At 71.2% G+C, this 15158-nt stretch carries 18 protein-coding genes and 1 pseudogene; 13 read left to right on the top strand and 6 right to left on the bottom strand.

Going from position 1 to position 15158, the window contains the following annotated elements:
* Both ACFWJX_RS09140 and ACFWJX_RS09135 read left to right on the top strand, forming a co-directional pair.
* Entirely contained in the window at nt 1–645 is a 645-nt protein-coding gene (locus ACFWJX_RS09140; RefSeq protein ID WP_383239088.1) for a rhomboid family intramembrane serine protease, read from the top strand.
* 118 nt (nt 646–763) lie between these two features.
* The gene (locus ACFWJX_RS09135; RefSeq protein ID WP_383239085.1) at nt 764–1057 is read left to right on the top strand and encodes a hypothetical protein; all 294 of its coding nucleotides are present in this window, start codon (nt 764–766) and stop codon (nt 1055–1057) included.
* 141 nt (nt 1058–1198) lie between these two features.
* Here ACFWJX_RS09135 and ACFWJX_RS09130 read toward each other — a convergent pair.
* Nucleotides 1199–1330, bottom strand: a pseudogene (locus ACFWJX_RS09130) (hypothetical protein); the annotation flags it as partial.
* A 146-nt stretch (nt 1331–1476) separates the two neighbouring features.
* Nucleotides 1477–1944, bottom strand: coding sequence for a winged helix-turn-helix transcriptional regulator (locus ACFWJX_RS09125; RefSeq protein ID WP_383239081.1), 468 nt, complete (start codon nt 1942–1944; stop codon nt 1477–1479).
* 93 nt (nt 1945–2037) lie between these two features.
* On the opposite strand from ACFWJX_RS09125, the gene ACFWJX_RS09120 reads away from it, so the two are divergent.
* From ACFWJX_RS09120 to ACFWJX_RS09090, 7 genes are all read left to right on the top strand, one after another.
* Nucleotides 2038–2535, top strand: coding sequence for a PaaI family thioesterase (locus ACFWJX_RS09120; RefSeq protein ID WP_383239078.1), 498 nt, complete (start codon nt 2038–2040; stop codon nt 2533–2535).
* A gap of 129 nt (nt 2536–2664) precedes the next feature.
* A complete protein-coding gene (locus ACFWJX_RS09115) occupies nt 2665–2796 on the top strand; it encodes a hypothetical protein (protein WP_383239076.1) in 132 nt (43 codons plus the stop codon).
* Between the two features lie 309 nt (nt 2797–3105).
* Nucleotides 3106–3297: a hypothetical protein gene (locus ACFWJX_RS09110; RefSeq protein WP_383239073.1), complete on the top strand. Its 192-nt coding sequence runs from the start codon at nt 3106–3108 to the stop codon at nt 3295–3297.
* Nucleotides 3294–4187: a hypothetical protein gene (locus tag ACFWJX_RS09105; RefSeq protein WP_383239070.1), complete on the top strand. Its 894-nt coding sequence runs from the start codon at nt 3294–3296 to the stop codon at nt 4185–4187. Before ACFWJX_RS09110 ends, ACFWJX_RS09105 begins: the two co-directional genes overlap by 4 nt.
* Before the next feature lie 392 nt (nt 4188–4579).
* Nucleotides 4580–4834, top strand: coding sequence for a hypothetical protein (locus tag ACFWJX_RS09100; RefSeq protein WP_383239067.1), 255 nt, complete (start codon nt 4580–4582; stop codon nt 4832–4834).
* A 224-nt stretch (nt 4835–5058) separates the two neighbouring features.
* A complete protein-coding gene (locus ACFWJX_RS09095) occupies nt 5059–6762 on the top strand; it encodes a RecQ family ATP-dependent DNA helicase (protein WP_383239064.1) in 1704 nt (567 codons plus the stop codon).
* A gap of 69 nt (nt 6763–6831) precedes the next feature.
* The gene (locus ACFWJX_RS09090) at nt 6832–7077 is read left to right on the top strand and encodes a hypothetical protein (protein WP_383239061.1); all 246 of its coding nucleotides are present in this window, start codon (nt 6832–6834) and stop codon (nt 7075–7077) included.
* 128 nt (nt 7078–7205) lie between these two features.
* On the opposite strand, the gene ACFWJX_RS09085 is transcribed toward ACFWJX_RS09090, so the two are convergent.
* Nucleotides 7206–7796, bottom strand: coding sequence for a hemerythrin domain-containing protein (locus ACFWJX_RS09085; RefSeq protein ID WP_383239058.1), 591 nt, complete (start codon nt 7794–7796; stop codon nt 7206–7208).
* Nucleotides 7797–7807: 11 nt separating this feature from the next.
* Nucleotides 7808–9007, bottom strand: a complete 1200-nt coding sequence (locus ACFWJX_RS09080; protein WP_383239055.1) for a hypothetical protein — start codon at nt 9005–9007, stop codon at nt 7808–7810.
* A 266-nt stretch (nt 9008–9273) separates the two neighbouring features.
* Between ACFWJX_RS09080 and ACFWJX_RS09075 the strand changes: the two genes are divergently transcribed.
* The 3 genes from ACFWJX_RS09075 to ACFWJX_RS09065 all read left to right on the top strand — a co-directional run bounded on the left by ACFWJX_RS09075 (nt 9274) and on the right by ACFWJX_RS09065 (nt 11653).
* Nucleotides 9274–9741, top strand: a complete 468-nt coding sequence (locus tag ACFWJX_RS09075; protein ID WP_383239053.1) for a hypothetical protein — start codon at nt 9274–9276, stop codon at nt 9739–9741.
* Nucleotides 9738–10913 (top strand): zinc-dependent alcohol dehydrogenase, encoded by a 1176-nt coding sequence (locus ACFWJX_RS09070; RefSeq protein ID WP_383239050.1) that lies wholly within the window; start codon nt 9738–9740, stop codon nt 10911–10913. The genes ACFWJX_RS09075 and ACFWJX_RS09070 overlap by 4 nt, the downstream gene beginning before the upstream one ends.
* Before the next feature lie 194 nt (nt 10914–11107).
* Nucleotides 11108–11653 (top strand): DUF1360 domain-containing protein, encoded by a 546-nt coding sequence (locus tag ACFWJX_RS09065; RefSeq protein WP_383239692.1) that lies wholly within the window; start codon nt 11108–11110, stop codon nt 11651–11653.
* Between the two features lie 235 nt (nt 11654–11888).
* Here ACFWJX_RS09065 and ACFWJX_RS09060 read toward each other — a convergent pair whose 3' ends face one another.
* A complete protein-coding gene (locus tag ACFWJX_RS09060; protein WP_383239047.1) occupies nt 11889–12776 on the bottom strand; it encodes a LysR family transcriptional regulator in 888 nt (295 codons plus the stop codon).
* A 93-nt stretch (nt 12777–12869) separates the two neighbouring features.
* Here ACFWJX_RS09060 and ACFWJX_RS09055 point away from each other — a divergent pair, with 93 nt between their 5' ends.
* Nucleotides 12870–13760 carry a PhzF family phenazine biosynthesis isomerase gene (locus ACFWJX_RS09055; RefSeq protein WP_383239044.1) on the top strand — a complete coding sequence of 297 codons (891 nt, stop codon included), beginning with the start codon at nt 12870–12872 and terminating at the stop codon, nt 13758–13760.
* A 42-nt stretch (nt 13761–13802) separates the two neighbouring features.
* Here the strand turns inward: ACFWJX_RS09055 and ACFWJX_RS09050 are convergent, their stop codons facing one another.
* A complete protein-coding gene (locus ACFWJX_RS09050; protein WP_383239042.1) occupies nt 13803–14894 on the bottom strand; it encodes a hypothetical protein in 1092 nt (363 codons plus the stop codon).
* Between the last annotated feature and the right edge of the window lie 264 nt (nt 14895–15158).

Here is a 15158-nt window from a genome sequence, read left to right as displayed (position 1 = left end):
GTGGTGTACGGATCCGACTTCGGTACCGGACCCGGGAACGGACCGTACGGCGCGACGCGTCCCGCACCGGAATCGCGGCGGGCGCGGGCGCGGGCACGGGACGCGGCCGTGCTGGTCGCGGCGTGGGTCGCCCTGCTGTGGGTCCTGGAGGTCATCGACGCGATCAGCGGGCATGCCCTGGACACCTACGGCATCACGCCACGGGAGTTCGGCGAGCTGCGCGACGTCGTGCCCGCCGCCTTCCTGCACTTCGGCTTCGACCACCTCGCGGCGAACAGCCTGCCGCTGCTGGTCATGGGTTTCCTGGCCGCACTGTCCGGCATCCGCCGCTTCCTCTCCGTCGTCGCCGTGATCACCCTGGTGAGCGGCCTCGGCGTCTGGCTCACGGCGCCGGCGTACTCCACGACCGCGGGCGCCTCCGGTGTCGTCTTCGGCCTCTTCGGCTATCTGGTCCTCCGCGGCTTCGTCGACCGCCGCATCGGTGACGTGCTCGTGGGCCTCCTCGTCGGTGCCGTCTACGGGTCGATCCTCTGGGGAGTCCTGCCGACGGCGACCGGAGTCAGCTGGCAGGGGCATCTCTTCGGCCTGATAGGCGGCGTCGCGGCGGCGGTGGCGTTCCGGCGGACCACCGACCGTCAGGCGTGAGCCGTTGCCCGTCCTCGCTCTCGGCCGGGCCCGCCCTCGCGGCGGACGCACAGCCTCCCCCATGCCGGAGCGATGCCGGGGACCGTTGGAGGGCGCGTCGCGGGGTACCCGGGCCGGCATGACACCGAAGAACGATCACACTGAATCCGTTCGCGCCGTACGGCAGTTGCGGCACATCCGTCCCGTCTACGCGGGAGGTGCCGCTCTGTGGGCCGCCTCGGCCGTCTGGACGGGGTGGGAGGACCCGGGGAGCCGGCAGATGTGGGTGTCGGTGTTCTTCCTGGCGGTCTTCACCGGCCTGCTGTCCGTGACGTCCCTGTGGCTGTGGCGTCAGCAGCCGGCCGGCGCGGGCAGGCCGGTGCACCATGCCGCACCACGGAGGACGGCCGTGCGCCGACAGGCGAACGCCTGAGCACGGGAGTGTGGCTCCTGTGGTACAGCGCCAGGCCGCCCGCCGCTGCCGTTCCGTGCGGTGCCGCGCTCGGGCCTCGGCGATCCAGCTGCCGTGGAAGCCGAGCGGGACCCGGCCGGGCAGATGGACGCGGGCCAGGGGACGACCGGTGAAGTCCTGCGCGGCGAGGATCACCAGGCCGTGCTCGCCCCCGGCCGGGATCGTGCACGCAGGCAGGTGTGGACCGAGACAGCCGTCGTCCTCGCCCCGGGGGCCCTGCCGTCGGACGAACACCGGCTCGCTCACCCGCGGCGTCGCGCGGGAAGCGGTGAACCCGGGTACTGCCGCGCAGCATGTCGTGGGGACGGTTGGTGCCGGCACCACCCTTGCGGCGGCGAGGCGTCGCCGTCCGGACCGGAGGGGGGCGGGCGAGGTCCTGGTCAGGAGCGGGGACGGGCGCCGGGCCCCAGCCGGGCGGTGACGTCCCCGGGGGTGAGGGCCGAGTGCTCCGCGGAGCACTCGACGACGACGCGGACCGGAGCGTCGCAGTCGGTGTGGCGGACGTCCAGCAGTGGGCCGTCGGCGCCGAGGGCGTAGGTCTCGCCCCACTGGCTCAGCGCCATGAGAACGGGCCACAGGTCCCAGCCCTTGCGAGTCAGGCGGTACTCGTTGCGGGAGCGGTTGCCCGGCTCCCGGTACGGGACGGTCCTCAGGACGCCGGCCGCGATCAGCTTCCGGAGACGGTCGCTGAGGACGGCCTCCGACAGGCCGATGTGGCGGTGGAAGTCGTCGAAGCGCCGGACTCCGTTGACGGCGTCACGAAGGATCAGCAACGTCCATTTCTCTCCCACCACGTCGAGCGTGCGCTGGACGGGGCAGTTCTCCGTGCTCGCCTCAAGCCACTCCATTCCGCCATGGTAGAGGGCTGGCTTCGTCGTTGACAGTCAGGTGAGCCGAGAGCTAGCTTCATTTGCAACAGTCAGATGGGAAGGCCTCGACTCGTGGGACGAACGCGTACGTATCAGTGGGACGACCCCGCGATCCTGGCGGAAGCCGCCGGCCGAATGGCGGGCATCGACTTCCTGCGGGAGCTGCGGGCGGGGCGACTGCCGGGGCCGCCCGTCGGTCACACCGTCGACTTCACATTGGACGAGGTCGAGCCCGGCAGGGCGGTCTTCTCCCTGACGCCGGGCGAGGAGCACTACAACCCGATCGGCAGCGTGCACGGCGGCATCTTCGCGACCCTGCTCGACTCGGCGGCCGGTTGTGCCGTCCAGTCGACCCTTCCGCAGGGCATGGCGTACACCTCGCTCGACCTCACGGTGAAGTTCCTGCGGCGGATCACCGTGGACACCGGAACGGTGCGTGCCATCGGCACAGTTGTCAACAAGGGCCGCCAAACCGCGCTCGCGCAGGCGCAGATGGTCGACTCGACGGGTCGTCTGCTCGCCCACGCCACCAGCAGCTGCATGCTCTTCCCGATACCGCCCACGCCGTAGCCGATCACGGAACTCGGGTTCCTCGGGTCGCGGCAGGGCGCCCCGGACACGTTCACCACGTGTCCGGGGCGCCGCGCTTCGCGGAACCAACAGTCCGCCGGACCGAGCACCGCGCCCGTCGGCACGTCTATGCCCGCCGCCCTCGTCGGACGGTCTCCTGGACGGCGTCCGGCGATCCGCGTCGCGGAGAACCGCATCGCCCGGCCGCGCTACGTCCGCAACCCGGCGAAGCCGAACCAGATCGCGTCCGACACCCGCTGACCTGCGCTGAACACCGTGTCCACGACCCCGCTGACCCGAGCGGTGAACGCCGCATCCGAGGCGATTCCGGCCCCACCAGGGATGCGCCGGCCGGTCGTGTGGCAGCGTGGTTCCAGCTCCTGGCCCGTCACTTCCACCCCCGTGGTGACGGTCCAGGGTTTTCTGTATGCGGTCACCCGAGGGCGACCGCGGCACCGGCCGACACGTTTCACGTCCTGCCGGCGAAACCCTGGTACGGGAGGGTCTCCCGGTTGGCCCGGCTCGGCTTGCCGGTGATCGTGAGCTTCGCGCGCCCTTGACGGCGAGTCGATGTCGTCACCGGTCGCGATCCAGGGCGGGACGGCCGTCGTGGTGGCCGTGCACACCGACGTGGCGGAGGTCTTCTTCCCGCACGTCGTGCCCGCCCGGTCGAAGAAGCCGGTGAGCGACGGCGATGCCGCCGGCCGGACCTCGAAACGGGTTTCCGTGGGCGGGCCGACCTCCCTCACACTGGCCCTGTGAAGAGGTGGACCAGAGAACTGCTGCCAGGTGGTGGGCTGGTGCTGGCCGTTGCGGGGCGCCCCGGCCCGGCGTCCTTGCGCTTCGAGACGGCGGACGACGGCAGGCTGCTGCTGAGTCAGGGCGAACGGCCGGTGCTGCTCGGCCGCTCGCGGGAGACCACGGGCTGCTGCCGGGACCTCTACCTGCATCGCCTCACCGGCTACCGCTCGCCGCTGCCGCCGTTGCGGTCGGTGCAGATGCGTTCCGGGGTCGACTGGGCGCATCGGTACGCACGTTGGATGGAGGAGAGCAGCCAGGAAGTGCCGCTGCACGACGGCCGTTGGGAGTTCACGAAGAAGGCCGCCTTCCAGCCGGGCATCTGGAGCGAGGACTTCGTCGGGGAGTGGCCGGGCGGATGCCTCGGTCTGTACTGCGGGGGTGGCTGGCACGGTGTTCTGCCGCTGCGCAGGCTGTCCCGACCCGATGCTCCGCGCGTGAAGGCGTACCGCAGGCATGCGAGGGAGGGCACCCTGGCGCCCGTACTGCTGTGGTGGGTGTCGTTCCTCGACGGCTGGCTGATCCTGGACGGCCACGACCGGGCCGTGGCCGCGCTGGCCGAGGGCGGCGTGCCGGTCTGCACGCAGGTGACGAGGGTCCCGGACGACGAGCACTGGAGGTCGGCGACCGCCGACATGACGGAGGCGTACGAACGGCACATGGAGGGCTTGGCATCCTGCCCGGAAGGCCCCGGGACCGAAGACCGTCGGGCTGCCGTCCAGCGGGGCTACGGCGACGCGCTGGCGTCGCTGCCGTACGAGGGGGCCGGCACCCGCAGTTGGCCCCTTGCGGGCGGGGCCGCCGCCTGGGACAGGCTCGCCGGCCGTGTGAGGTTCGCGTCCCCGCGTGACTGACCGCGACCTGCTCCCGCCGGTCCGGCGGGCGGCGGTGACCGCATGAGCCGCCCGGCGCAGGGCGCGCTGCATCAGGTCGAGTTGTGGGTGCCGGACCCCAACCGGCCGATCTCGGCCGGGCCCGGCCTAGCTGGTCATCGAGCAGCCTCGGCCCTCACCGCCGTACCGTACGACCGTCGTCGTACGGGTCCGAACCATCCGGCCCTCGGGTCGAAGTCGGCGCCGGGGCCGAGGAGTTGGCTGCCGACGAAGACTTCGAGGTCGGACTCGTCGCGATCAGGTCGCCCGGGGGAAACCGAGATCAACCGCTTTCGGCGGTCGCGCAGGACTGGTTCACCGTGTCTCCTATGCTTCTCCCCGGTCGCCCGCACGGGTGCGCGAAGAGGAGAGGCGTGGCGATGTGGGACGGGATCGAGCTGTGGCTGCGCAGGGCCGGGTGGCCTCTGCTGATGGGCGTGGCCATGATGGGTGTCGCCTCCGTCCGGGAGGGTTGGTGGCTTCCCCTGCGCGTGTTGCTCTTCCTCGCGGGCGTGACTGCGGTGGCGGAGTGCGGAGTCGAGACGTGGAAGCTGATCCGCAGCAAGGAATCGACCAGCGCGGCGTTGGATCGCCTGGAGGCGGGTGAGCGGGCGCGGCACGAGTCATGAAGGTCGCCGGCAGCGGCAGGTGTCCGGCCGGTGCCCAAGGGTCTGACCGGCGGATCGTTGCCCCTGGCGGGTGAGTCCTTGCCGTCGCCGAGCCCGTCCTGTGCCCGCGTGAGCGCGGTCGGCACGGTCACCGCATCGTCCGCAGGGCCTGCGGGTACTCAGGGGTGCGGCAGGCGCTGCCCACCCCGTGCACGCGCCCGCCCCGAGCCACCAGGGAGCGGAACATGGGACGACGCGAAGGGCCGGGGACAGCGGACGACCGGGCGAAGCGCCTGAGCCGGATCGCCGCGGACGTGTTCGGCTGGGAGAGACTCCTGCCCGAGCAGCTCACGGCCATGGAATGGGTGCTGGAAGGTGAGGACACCCTCGTCGTCATGCCGACCGGGTCCGGCAAGTCCGCCGTGTACCAGGTCCCCGCCCTGATGCTGTCCGGACCGGTCGTCGTGGTGTCGCCGCTGCTGGCCCTCCAGCGTGACCAGATCGCCGGTCTGCCGGACGGCGACCGCGTGCCCGGCGCCGTCGCGGTCAATTCCGACCTCGGTGCTGCGGGCACGGCGGCCGCCTGGGAGGCGGTGCGCCGGGGCGAGGCCCGTTTTCTGTACCTGTCTCCGGAACAACTGGCCAAGAACGAGGTGGTGGAACGGCTGGCCGAGGCGCGCCCCGCTCTGTTCGTGGTGGACGAGGCCCAGTGCGTGTCCTCGTGGGGGCACGACTTCCGCCCCGACTACCTCCGGCTGGCACAGGCCGTACGGCGTGTGGGCGGCCCACCGGTGCTGGCCCTGACCGCGACCGCCGCCCCGCCGGTGCGCAAGGAGATCGCCGAACGGCTGGGCATGCGCCGACCGCGGGTGATGGTGACCGGCTTCGACCGGCCGAACATCAGGCTCGAGGTCCGCCGTTTCCTGGACGAGGCCGACCGGCGCCGGGCCGTGGTCGAGCGGGCCGCGGCCGAGCCGAAGCCGGGCATCGTGTACGCCGCGACCCGCAAGGACAGCGAGTACTACGCCACGGAACTGGCCTCTCTGGGACTGGCCGCCGAGAGCTACCACGCCGGGCTGCGGGCCTCCGAACGCGCCCGGATCCATGACGCCTTCCTCTCCGGCACGGCGGACGTCGTGGTGGCGACCTCGGCGTTCGGCATGGGCATCGACAAGGAGGACGTACGGTTCGTCCTGCACGCGTCGCTGCCGGGCTCCCTGGACGCCTACTACCAGGAGATCGGCCGCTGTGGCAGAGACCGACGTCCGGCTCTCGCCGTCCTGCACTACCGGCCCGACGACACCGGCATGCAGTCCTACTTCGCCGGCCGCAGTCCGGGCCGGGGCGCCCTGTCCGACGTGGTCGAGGCCGTCCACGGTCACCGCGCGGACCCCGCCGACCTGGATGGACTGCGTCGGGAGACCGGCCTGTCGAGGAACCGGGTCACCGCGGCGGTGAACCTGCTGGAGGAGGCCGACGCCGTCGCGACGGGGGAGGAGGGCGAGGTACGTCCCGCGCCGGGCGTGTCCCGCCGCCGGGCCACCGAGCAGGCGGAGAAGGCCGCGGAGGGGCATCGCCGGACCGACCGGTCGCGGGTCGAGATGGCACGGGCGTACGCCGAGACCACCGGTTGCAGACGGTACTTCCTGCTCGGCTACTTCGGTGAGGCCTACGCAGCGCCGTGCGGGAACTGCGACGGGTGCGACGAGGAGGTACCCGAGGACGGTAGGGAGGAGCGGACCGCTCACCCCTCGGCGGCCGCCTACCCCGTCGGCACCGAAGTGCGGCACGAGCGATGGGGGGAGGGCACCGTGCTCAGTGAGGACCTGGACCGCATCACGGTGCTGTTCGACCAGGCCGGATACCGCACGCTGTCCCTGGAGGCGGTGGCCGGGCAGGAGGACCTGCTCACGGTGGTGCGCCGGCCCGGTGCGGACCCGGCCGCCTGATGCGCGGTCGCTGTTTCCCGCGTCCGCCGCAGGGAACCCGGCCCAGCCGAACGCCGCTGGGAGGTAGCCATGACCGGCCAGAAGGATCACCGCGGGGACCGCTACGACCGGGCGCGCAGCCAGGAGGAGCCGGGGGCCCACTCGGGTGCGGAGAGCCCGCCGCAGGAGCGGTCCGTACCGGGCACCGCCAGTGCCAAGGAGGGTTACCAGGCGGATAGGGGCACGGCGGCGGGCAATCCCTTGGAAGGTGTCGAGACCGAGGAGCGCGCCGATCGGGAGCCGGACACCGACGACGGATCGTCCCACCGCCGCTGACAGCGCGTGTTCGACTCGAGACAGTCCGAACCGCGTTCCCCGGGAGGGCCCGCCTCAGTGCGGCGGGGCCCTCCGTCAGGTGGGCTGCCGTAACGGCGAACATGTCGCCGTCGGCCGGACGCACTAGGTCAGTCGCGGCCCATGGCCGTGCGGACGGCGTCGCGGGTGCGGTCCATCAGAGCGGCGACCGGGCCGAGCGCCACGTTGGCCGTCGCGGACTCCACGCCCGGATGGGGCCGGGTGGGTGCCATGGCTTCGGCCGCCTTGACGCCTCTGGCCAGAGACGCGAGGGCCGCCGTGTCGGCACTGCGCCGGATGTGGATGAACTCGTAGCGTTCCTCCGCGCGGGCATGCTCCTGGACCTCGCTGCGCAGCGCCAGCAGCCGCGGCATGAACTTCGGGTCGCCCGTGTCCATCTCGTCCAGGTCGCTCAGCGTCTCCTTGGCCGACCGCTCCTCCGCGAGACGGGCCTCGACCACCTCATCGCCGCCTGCGACATTGCGGCGAACGAACGGGTGTACGACCTCCTCCTCGGCCGTCTCGTGGACGGCGAGGAGCCGTACCAGGCGGCGGAAGGCCTCCTGCCGGGCGTCTCCCGTCGTGGCCTCGACCTCGTCGAAGAGGTTGCGGATGTCTCCGTGCTGCCGCATCAGCAGGGCCACCACGTCGACGTCGGGGGCGGCGTCGTCGCCGGCCTGCGGGGTGTGAAGCTCGGACATGACCGGTCCCCTCACTTCTCGCGCAGGGCGGGATCGGGATGCTCGCCCTCGGTTTCGATGCGGTACTCGCGCCCGAACATCTCGTCGTGCTGCGTCATCACCCGCTCGCTGGGCGGCTCCTCGCCGCCGTGGATCTGCTCCTGCATCTTCTCGAAGCGCTCGTGTGCGTCGCGGACGTACCCGGCACCGAGCGTTGTCAGGTCGATCTGCGTGTCGAGCAGCTCCCGCAGATACGCCTTGTTCGGCTCGAAGGTCAGGACGTCGGGCAGCTGCGGTGCCAGCACCGACTCCGGGTCCCGCCCGTCGTGACGGCGCATCAGGTCACAGGCGATGTGCAGGTGCTCCAGCTCCTGGTTGAGGTGCAGCTCCCAGATCGCCTTCACCTTCGGGTCGCTCTCCTGCTCCATGAAGGAGTAGTAGAGGTAGCACTCGTTGTACTCGTGGTTGACGAGCTGCTCCCACCACGTCTCGCCAGGGTCGACCAGCGACTCGTAGTGCGTGACGTGCTCCTCCTCGATGAGGCCGATCTCCTGGTAGAGCTGGCGGGCGATCGGCTCCATGTAGGTGGGGCCGGTGTTCATGTAGAAGTTCATGGTCTGCTGTTCCGCGGACATGATCGTCAGCGCGTGCAGCTTCGACAGCGGGTTGGTCTCGTCCTTGGCGTACGGGTCCCGGACGTTGTCGGCCGGGTGGCGGTGGTGGAACTTCGTCGGCCGGCCCGGCATGACCTCGGTCAGGCCCTCGACGATCGACTCGGCCTTGCGGTGCTCGATCATCTCGTACAGGTTCGCGTACCGGTACAGGTGGTCGAAGTCCTCCAGGACGCCGAACTGGTACGCCTGCTTCAGATACGGGTCCGGCTCCATGCGGGCGACCCAGGCGGTGAGGTCCACTGCCACCTGCTCGTAGGCGATCGTCGTCTCCAGCACCGACGACACGCCGGGCAACAACCAGTTGACCGCTTTCTGCTGCTGCGCCTCGATGTACCGCGTCTGAGCCAGCTGGCGTTTCACCTCGGGATCGACGGTGTTCCGAGCCAGCTGGTGGCTGAACATGATCGCCTCGACCTCGATGCCGTTCATCGTGATGATGCGGCAGCGGGTGTACGGGTCGCAGTGGTCGGGATCGATGGGGGCGACGTTCAGTTCGCGCCAGTTCCTGATCTGCCGGTCCAGCGGGATACCGCGCTGTTCCAGGGGATTGAAGGTCACTCGTGCCTCCAAGGCGGTCGATGGTGGGTAGGCGTGTCCCCCCTGGCGAGGAGATCACTCTCCGGTAGGGGAGGACGTGAGCCTCAGCCCAGCCTGACGTCGCCGGCACCGGAGCACGGCGCCCGCGCCGCACCGGCCCGGAGGTAGTCACCCGACCGGCGGGCACCACCGTGGGCATGCAACGCGCTGCCGGGGTACTCGCCGCGCACCGGCGCTCATCGATGCGCCGCCGGAGGAAGGCACAGCCGCGATGGGACGTGACGCCGATGACTTCCAGGAAATCACTGTGGGCGGCCGCTGCCGCGCTCGCCGCCGGGGCCGTCGTCGTACGGCGCTCGACGGCGCGTCCGGCGGATCCGGCCGCCACCGACCGCTGGCTGACGGTGACGATCAACCGTGGGCCCAGTGACATCCAGCCCGACAAGCTGCCGGCACCGCTCCAGGAGTACGGCGACCGGATCGAGACGCGGATCCACCCCGCACCCGGTGGCCGGGGCACGGAGCTGGCCGTACGCCTCAGGGAAACACAGCCGGGCACCTCGGGCTCGGTGCCCGCACGGCTCGCCGGTCAGGACCCGCGCCAGAATCTGCGCCGCGCCCTGCGTGAGGCGAAGGCGCTGCTGGAGGCGGGCGAGGTGCTGCGGCCCGACGTGCCACCCACCACGCACGACACCCCCGGCGGGAGACTCGTCGGGCTGCTGACCAGGCGCGCGGGCGGGGAGGGTGTGCTGTGAAGGCTCTGTGCTGGGAAGGCGTCAACAAGCTCGCCGTGGAGGAGGTGCCCGATCCGGTCCTGCGCAACGACCAGGACGTGATCGTACGACTGATCGCGGGAACCACCTGCGGCTCGGATCTGCATCTCATCGGTGGATACATCCCCTTCATGCGGTCCGGGGACGTCATCGGTCACGAGTTCCTCGGCGAGGTCGTCGAGGTCGGTGCCGCAGTGCGGCGCCACAAGGTGGGCGACCGGGTGGTCGTCTGCTCGTTCGTCGGCTGCGGCCGTTGCTGGTACTGCGCCAACGACCTGTGGTCGCTGTGCGACAACACCAACACCAACCCCGGCATCGGACAGGCCCTCTTCGGCGCCGACACCGGCGGAATCTTCGGCTACTCGCATGCCATGGGCGGGCTGCGCGGCAGTCACGCCGAGTATGTGCGCGTGCCGTTCGCGGACTACGGAGCCTTCCCCGTCCCGGAGGGCGTCGACGACACCAGCGCGCTGTTCGTGTCGGACTCGGTCCCCACGGGATGGATGGGCGCCGACCTCGCGGGCGTGAAACCCGGGGACGTCGTCGCCGTGTGGGGCTGCGGGGCCGTGGGGCAGATGGCGGCGCGCGCCGCCATCCTGCTGGGCGCGGAGCGGGTGATCTCCATCGACCGGATTCCCGAGCGGCTGGAGATGACCGAGCGGTACGTCGGCAGCGAGGTCATCGACTACACGGCCACCGACGTCGGGGCCGAACTGCGCGAACGCACCGGTGGCCGGGGACCGGACGTGTGCATCGAAGCGGTCGGCATGGAGGCCCACAGCGACAGCCCGGTGCACCTGTACGACCAGGTCAAGCAGCAGTTGCGGCTCCAGACGGACCGTCCCACCGCCGTTCGGCAGGCCATCCACGCCTGCCGCAAGGCGGGGACGGTATTCATCCTGGGCGTCTTCGCCGGTGCCGTGGACAAGTTCCCCCTCGGCGCGGTGATCAACAAGGGCCTGACCGTACGCGGCGCCCAGATGCACGGCCAGCGCTACATCCCGATGCTGCTCGAACGCGTGGCGGCGGGAGAAATGAGCACATCGCACCTGGCGACCCACACCGTCACGCTGGACGAGGCACCGAGGGCGTACGACATGTTCAAGCACAAGTCCGACGGCTGCGTACGTGCGGTCATCCGGCCGGGCGGCTGAGAGCGAGGACGCACCACCACCCGCCCCCCGGACGGCTCGGTTTGCCGGACGCCCTGGTGGGGACCTGGATGCCGACAGCCGCATCCACCACGACCGGCGTCCGGCCCCCGGACGAGTCGAACCGGAACGGCGAGGGCGCACGAACAACGGCGGGACCGACCGGCGAACGAACGGCACAGGAACGGGCACTCATGATGGGCACAGGAGCTGACAGCCGCCTCGCAAGACGCCTGGAGAGCCTCCTCCTAGGTGCAAAACGCGACTATTCGGCAGGGCACGAACGGCCGTTGGGCGGCTATCTGGCGGCCATGGCGGGATTCGGCACGTACACGGCCGCCTGGGCGACAGCGGTGCGGCTCCGCGGGCGTCCGCTGCCCGACCGGCCGGAGCCCTGGGACGTGGTCCTGGCCGCCGTGGCCACCTTCCGGCTGAGCCGACTGCTCAGCAAGGCATCGGTGACCAGTCCGCTGCGGGCTCCCTTCACGCGGTACGTCGGTCCGCAGGGCCCGGCCGAACTGCACGAGGAGTCACGCGCCGACGACGGCCAGGACGCCGTCGGCGAGTTGCTGACCTGCCCGTTCTGCATGAGCGTCTGGGTTGCCGCGACCCTGACCGGGGGCCAGCTGCTCTGGCCCCGCGCCACACGGACAGCCATGGGGGCGCTCACCGCGCTGGCCGGGGCGGACGCGCTCCAACTGGCCTACGGAGCCTTGGTGGACAAGGCCACCGGGGGCGAGTAGAGCCCTCTTCTGGGCCTTTTCGACCACATCCGGATCGGCGCCGTACGGCGCACCGGCTCGCCCGCCACATCAGCGGCCCGGCCTTGGCCTCCTCGCCTCATCGCTTGCGAACGAGACCGTCGCCGGACGGCCGCCCCTGGGCAACAGCCGGAAGGCGGTACGGCGCAGTCGGTGAAGGAGGGTAGCCGCAGGGACCCTTTCTGAGGAGACCGTCAAGCGCGATGGTCCCGGCCCGTCAGTCGGGCAACTGCCGCACCAGTTCCTGGACGAACGTCCGGGCGGCCGGTGACGTCCACCGTCTGCGATGCCGGGCCAGCCGCACCGGAGCATCGGCGAAGGGCGGTCCCGCGAGCCGTACCAGCCGTCCGTCGCGGAGGTGATCCCGCACGGTCGTCAGGGGCAGCAGCGTCACTCCCAGTCCGGCGGCTACGCAAGAGCGTGCCGCGTCCACGCTCCCGAACCGGGTCAGGCGCGGCCGGGCGCCGGGCACAGCCAGCAGGCGCCGTTCCAGCTCATCACTGTAGGAACAGCCTTGCTCCAGCAGGAAGATGCTCTCGGCAGCGAGTTCCGCCCAGGCCGGCGCGTCGGCCCGTGCGGCGAGCGGATGGCCGGGAGCGCAGACGAAGGCGAGGGGCTCGCGGGCGATCGCCTCGGTCGTCACATCGGGGAAATCGGTTTCGTCCTCCAGTAGCAGGGCCACGTCCAGGCGCCCGGACCGCAGTCCCTCGACGCACTGCGCGGTGCCGCCGGCATACAGCCGGACATCCACCTCGGGGTGGCTCGTGCGCAGGGTGGCGACCACCCCCGGCAGCCGAGTGGTGCACAGCGACTCGGGCGTGCCTACGACGACTCGTCCCCCTGGGGCCCCGGCACCGTCGCCCTCTCCCCGCAGCCGCGCCACGGCGTCGAGTACGTCCTCGGCTCTCTCCAGCAGCCGCCGACCGGTCTCGGTGAGCAGCGCACCTGTGGGCAGCCGGTCGAACAGCCGGGCGTCGAGTTCCCGTTCCAGGGCGCGGATGTGGACGGTGACCGTGGACTGGGCCAGATGCAGCTCGGCGGCGGCGGCCGTGAAGCTGCCCGTCCGGGCGAGTGCCGTGAAGGTGTGCAGCAGGCGGGTGTCCACGGGCTCAGGCTATCCGGAGCTATTCGGTATGGCGATGGATGGGAACGAAATCAATCGTTGGACTCGATCGACAGAGGATGGCAGCGTAGAGGCATGAGCACCGACGCCGATGGGACGATCCCCGTCAACGACGCCCAGCCGCCCGTGGAGATCCTGCGCTATACGGCCTTCACGCACGATCCGACGGGAGGCAATCCCGCCGGTGTCGTGCTCGACGCCGGCGGCCTCGACGACGCGACGATGCTCGCCATCGCCGCCCAGGTCGGCTACTCCGAGACGGCGTTCGTCACCAGCCGCGACGAATCGAACCGACGGTTCGGCGTCCGCTACTTCAGCCCGCTGGCCGAGGTCGCCTTCTGCGGGCACGCGACCGTCGCCCTGGCCGTCGCCCTCGCCGAGCGGACGGGCCCCGGCGAGATCGTCCTCGACACCCCGGCGGGCGAGATCCCGGTGGCCACCGCGTCGGAGGACGGCGCCGTGCTGGCCACCCTCACCAGCGTCGCCACCCGCTCCCGCCCCGCCGAGAGCACCGAACTGGACGCGGCACTGAAGGCCCTGGGGTGGGAGGCCGACGACCTGGACCCGACGCTGCCCCCGCACGTCGCGTTCGGCGGCAACGACCACCTGGTCCTGGCCGCCGCCACCCGGACGCGCCTGGCGTCCCTGGACTACGACTTCGACGGCCTTGCCGAGGTGATGCGCCGTCACGACTGGACGACCCTCCAACTGGTGTGGCGCGAGTCGCCGGAACGCTTCCACGCCCGCAACCCGTTCCCGGTCGGTGGCGTGGTGGAGGACCCGGCCACCGGAGCCGCCGCCGCGGCGTTCGGCGGATACCTCCGCGCACTCGGCCTCGTCACCGCCCCGACCAGGATCGCCATCCGGCAAGGAGAGGACATGGGCCGCCCCAGCGACCTGCTGATCGACGTCGACCCCCGGAGCACGCGCACACGCGTGACGGGACAGGCCGTTCCGATCGGCTAGGGGTGCCGCGAACCCGGAGGCGGGGGGCTCGCCGGCCTGCGGTCAGGACGCGGGGACGCGCCGTACCACCCTGCCCTGGGCGTCGGTCTCCAGCGAGGCGGTGCCGTCCGGGCCGGTCGCACTGACCCTGATGGTGAGCGCGCCGGTGAGGCGGTCGGCGGTGAGCTGCCAGGACTGCGGTGAGCCGACGCCGAGGCCGGTGGCCTCCTCGACCAGGGCGGGGAAACGCTCGTAGGGCAGGGAACGCGGGGCGAAGTTGGGGGCCGCACCGGCGCCGGTGGGGGTGAACACCACCGACAACAGGCGTTCCTGTACGACGACCGTGAGTGCCGTGCGCTGCACGTCGTCCTTGGTCAGGGAGTCGATGGCACGGCGTAGTTCGCCCTTGTCGAGCATCGACCGGCCGGGGCCGATGGTGACCGTGCCGGTCGCCGACGAGGTGACTGTCGTGGACGACGTCTGGGTCACGGAGGGTCTGTCGGAAGAGGGAGGCTTCGCCGCGTCCTCCTGGTCGAACAGGTCGGTCCGGAACAGCAGGATCACGGCGGCGGCGCCGAGCAGCAGGCCGAGGAGGGCGACGAAGCCGAACGCGTAGCCCTCGGGGGGCTCGCTCACCATGGCAGGCCCGGCCGCGGAGTCGAGACGGGCGCCGGCCGCCCGGCTCCGCCATTCCGCTGTCGGCCGTTCCACGATCTCGACTTTCCACGGCCGGTCCGGCGGGTACCGGACCACGACGATGCCACGCGGCCGGTAGTCGGGGAGGTCGACGAGATTGATGTGCTGCGTGGTCTCGACGCGGTACGCCGACGCGTCGTCAGGAGCGACCGTCAGCTCGAACCGGACCGGTATGTCGCCCGTTTCGCCCCCGATGGCCTTGAGGTCCTCGATCATCGCGAGTGCCGTGCTGGGTGTGACGGCCGCCTCCCTGGCGCGCCGCGGGACACCGGCCAGGTGGAGGAGCAGGCCGTAGACCGCGGGCAGGACCAGTCCGCCGACGAACAGCGGCACACGCTCGATGACGGTGCCGACGACGAGAGCGGCCAGCGACGCTCCGCTGACCCCACCTGTCAGAAACCCTCGTGCGAGGGCGACCGGGTGGCTGTGCGTGGGCCGCGCGCTCTCGATGATCGCCATGCGGTGATTCTGCCGTGCCCGGGTGGCGACCGGAAGATGTCCGGTCGGCTGTTCACGGCTCCACGTCCGGCCTGTTCACGCGGTGTTTCGCCGTTGCCCGGGAGTGGCGGGGGAGAGGCGGCGGCCGGGCGGCCCGGGAGATCAGGAATCGGAGACGGCGAAGGCGTGGACCCCGCTCACCGCTGACCGCCTCACCGAACCGGAAACCCCGGTGCGGGACTTCACCGCGATGTGGCCGATGCTCGCCCATGCACCGGTGGTGCC

This window comes from Streptomyces sp. NPDC058335, assembly GCF_042723915.1.
In the GTDB taxonomy this organism is placed as follows: Bacteria; Actinomycetota; Actinomycetes; order Streptomycetales; family Streptomycetaceae; genus Streptomyces.
The sequence above is the reverse complement of the archived record's forward strand: the minus strand, read 5'-3'. Positions and strand labels throughout refer to the sequence as shown.

Coding starts and splice junctions, on each gene's coding strand:
- ACFWJX_RS09135 (WP_383239085.1), top strand. CDS start 764: ATGACACCGAAGAACGATCACACTGAATCCGTTCGCGCCGTACGGCAG.
- ACFWJX_RS09125 (WP_383239081.1), bottom strand. CDS start 1,944: ATGGAGTGGCTTGAGGCGAGCACGGAGAACTGCCCCGTCCAGCGCACG.
- ACFWJX_RS09115 (WP_383239076.1), top strand. CDS start 2,665: ATGCCCGCCGCCCTCGTCGGACGGTCTCCTGGACGGCGTCCGGCGATC.
- ACFWJX_RS09110 (WP_383239073.1), top strand. CDS start 3,106: ATGTCGTCACCGGTCGCGATCCAGGGCGGGACGGCCGTCGTGGTGGCC.
- ACFWJX_RS09095 (WP_383239064.1), top strand. CDS start 5,059: ATGGGACGACGCGAAGGGCCGGGGACAGCGGACGACCGGGCGAAGCGC.
- ACFWJX_RS09090 (WP_383239061.1), top strand. CDS start 6,832: ATGACCGGCCAGAAGGATCACCGCGGGGACCGCTACGACCGGGCGCGC.
- ACFWJX_RS09085 (WP_383239058.1), bottom strand. CDS start 7,796: ATGTCCGAGCTTCACACCCCGCAGGCCGGCGACGACGCCGCCCCCGAC.
- ACFWJX_RS09075 (WP_383239053.1), top strand. CDS start 9,274: ATGACTTCCAGGAAATCACTGTGGGCGGCCGCTGCCGCGCTCGCCGCC.
- ACFWJX_RS09065 (WP_383239692.1), top strand. CDS start 11,108: ATGGGCACAGGAGCTGACAGCCGCCTCGCAAGACGCCTGGAGAGCCTC.
- ACFWJX_RS09055 (WP_383239044.1), top strand. CDS start 12,870: ATGAGCACCGACGCCGATGGGACGATCCCCGTCAACGACGCCCAGCCG.
- ACFWJX_RS09050 (WP_383239042.1), bottom strand. CDS start 14,894: ATGGCGATCATCGAGAGCGCGCGGCCCACGCACAGCCACCCGGTCGCC.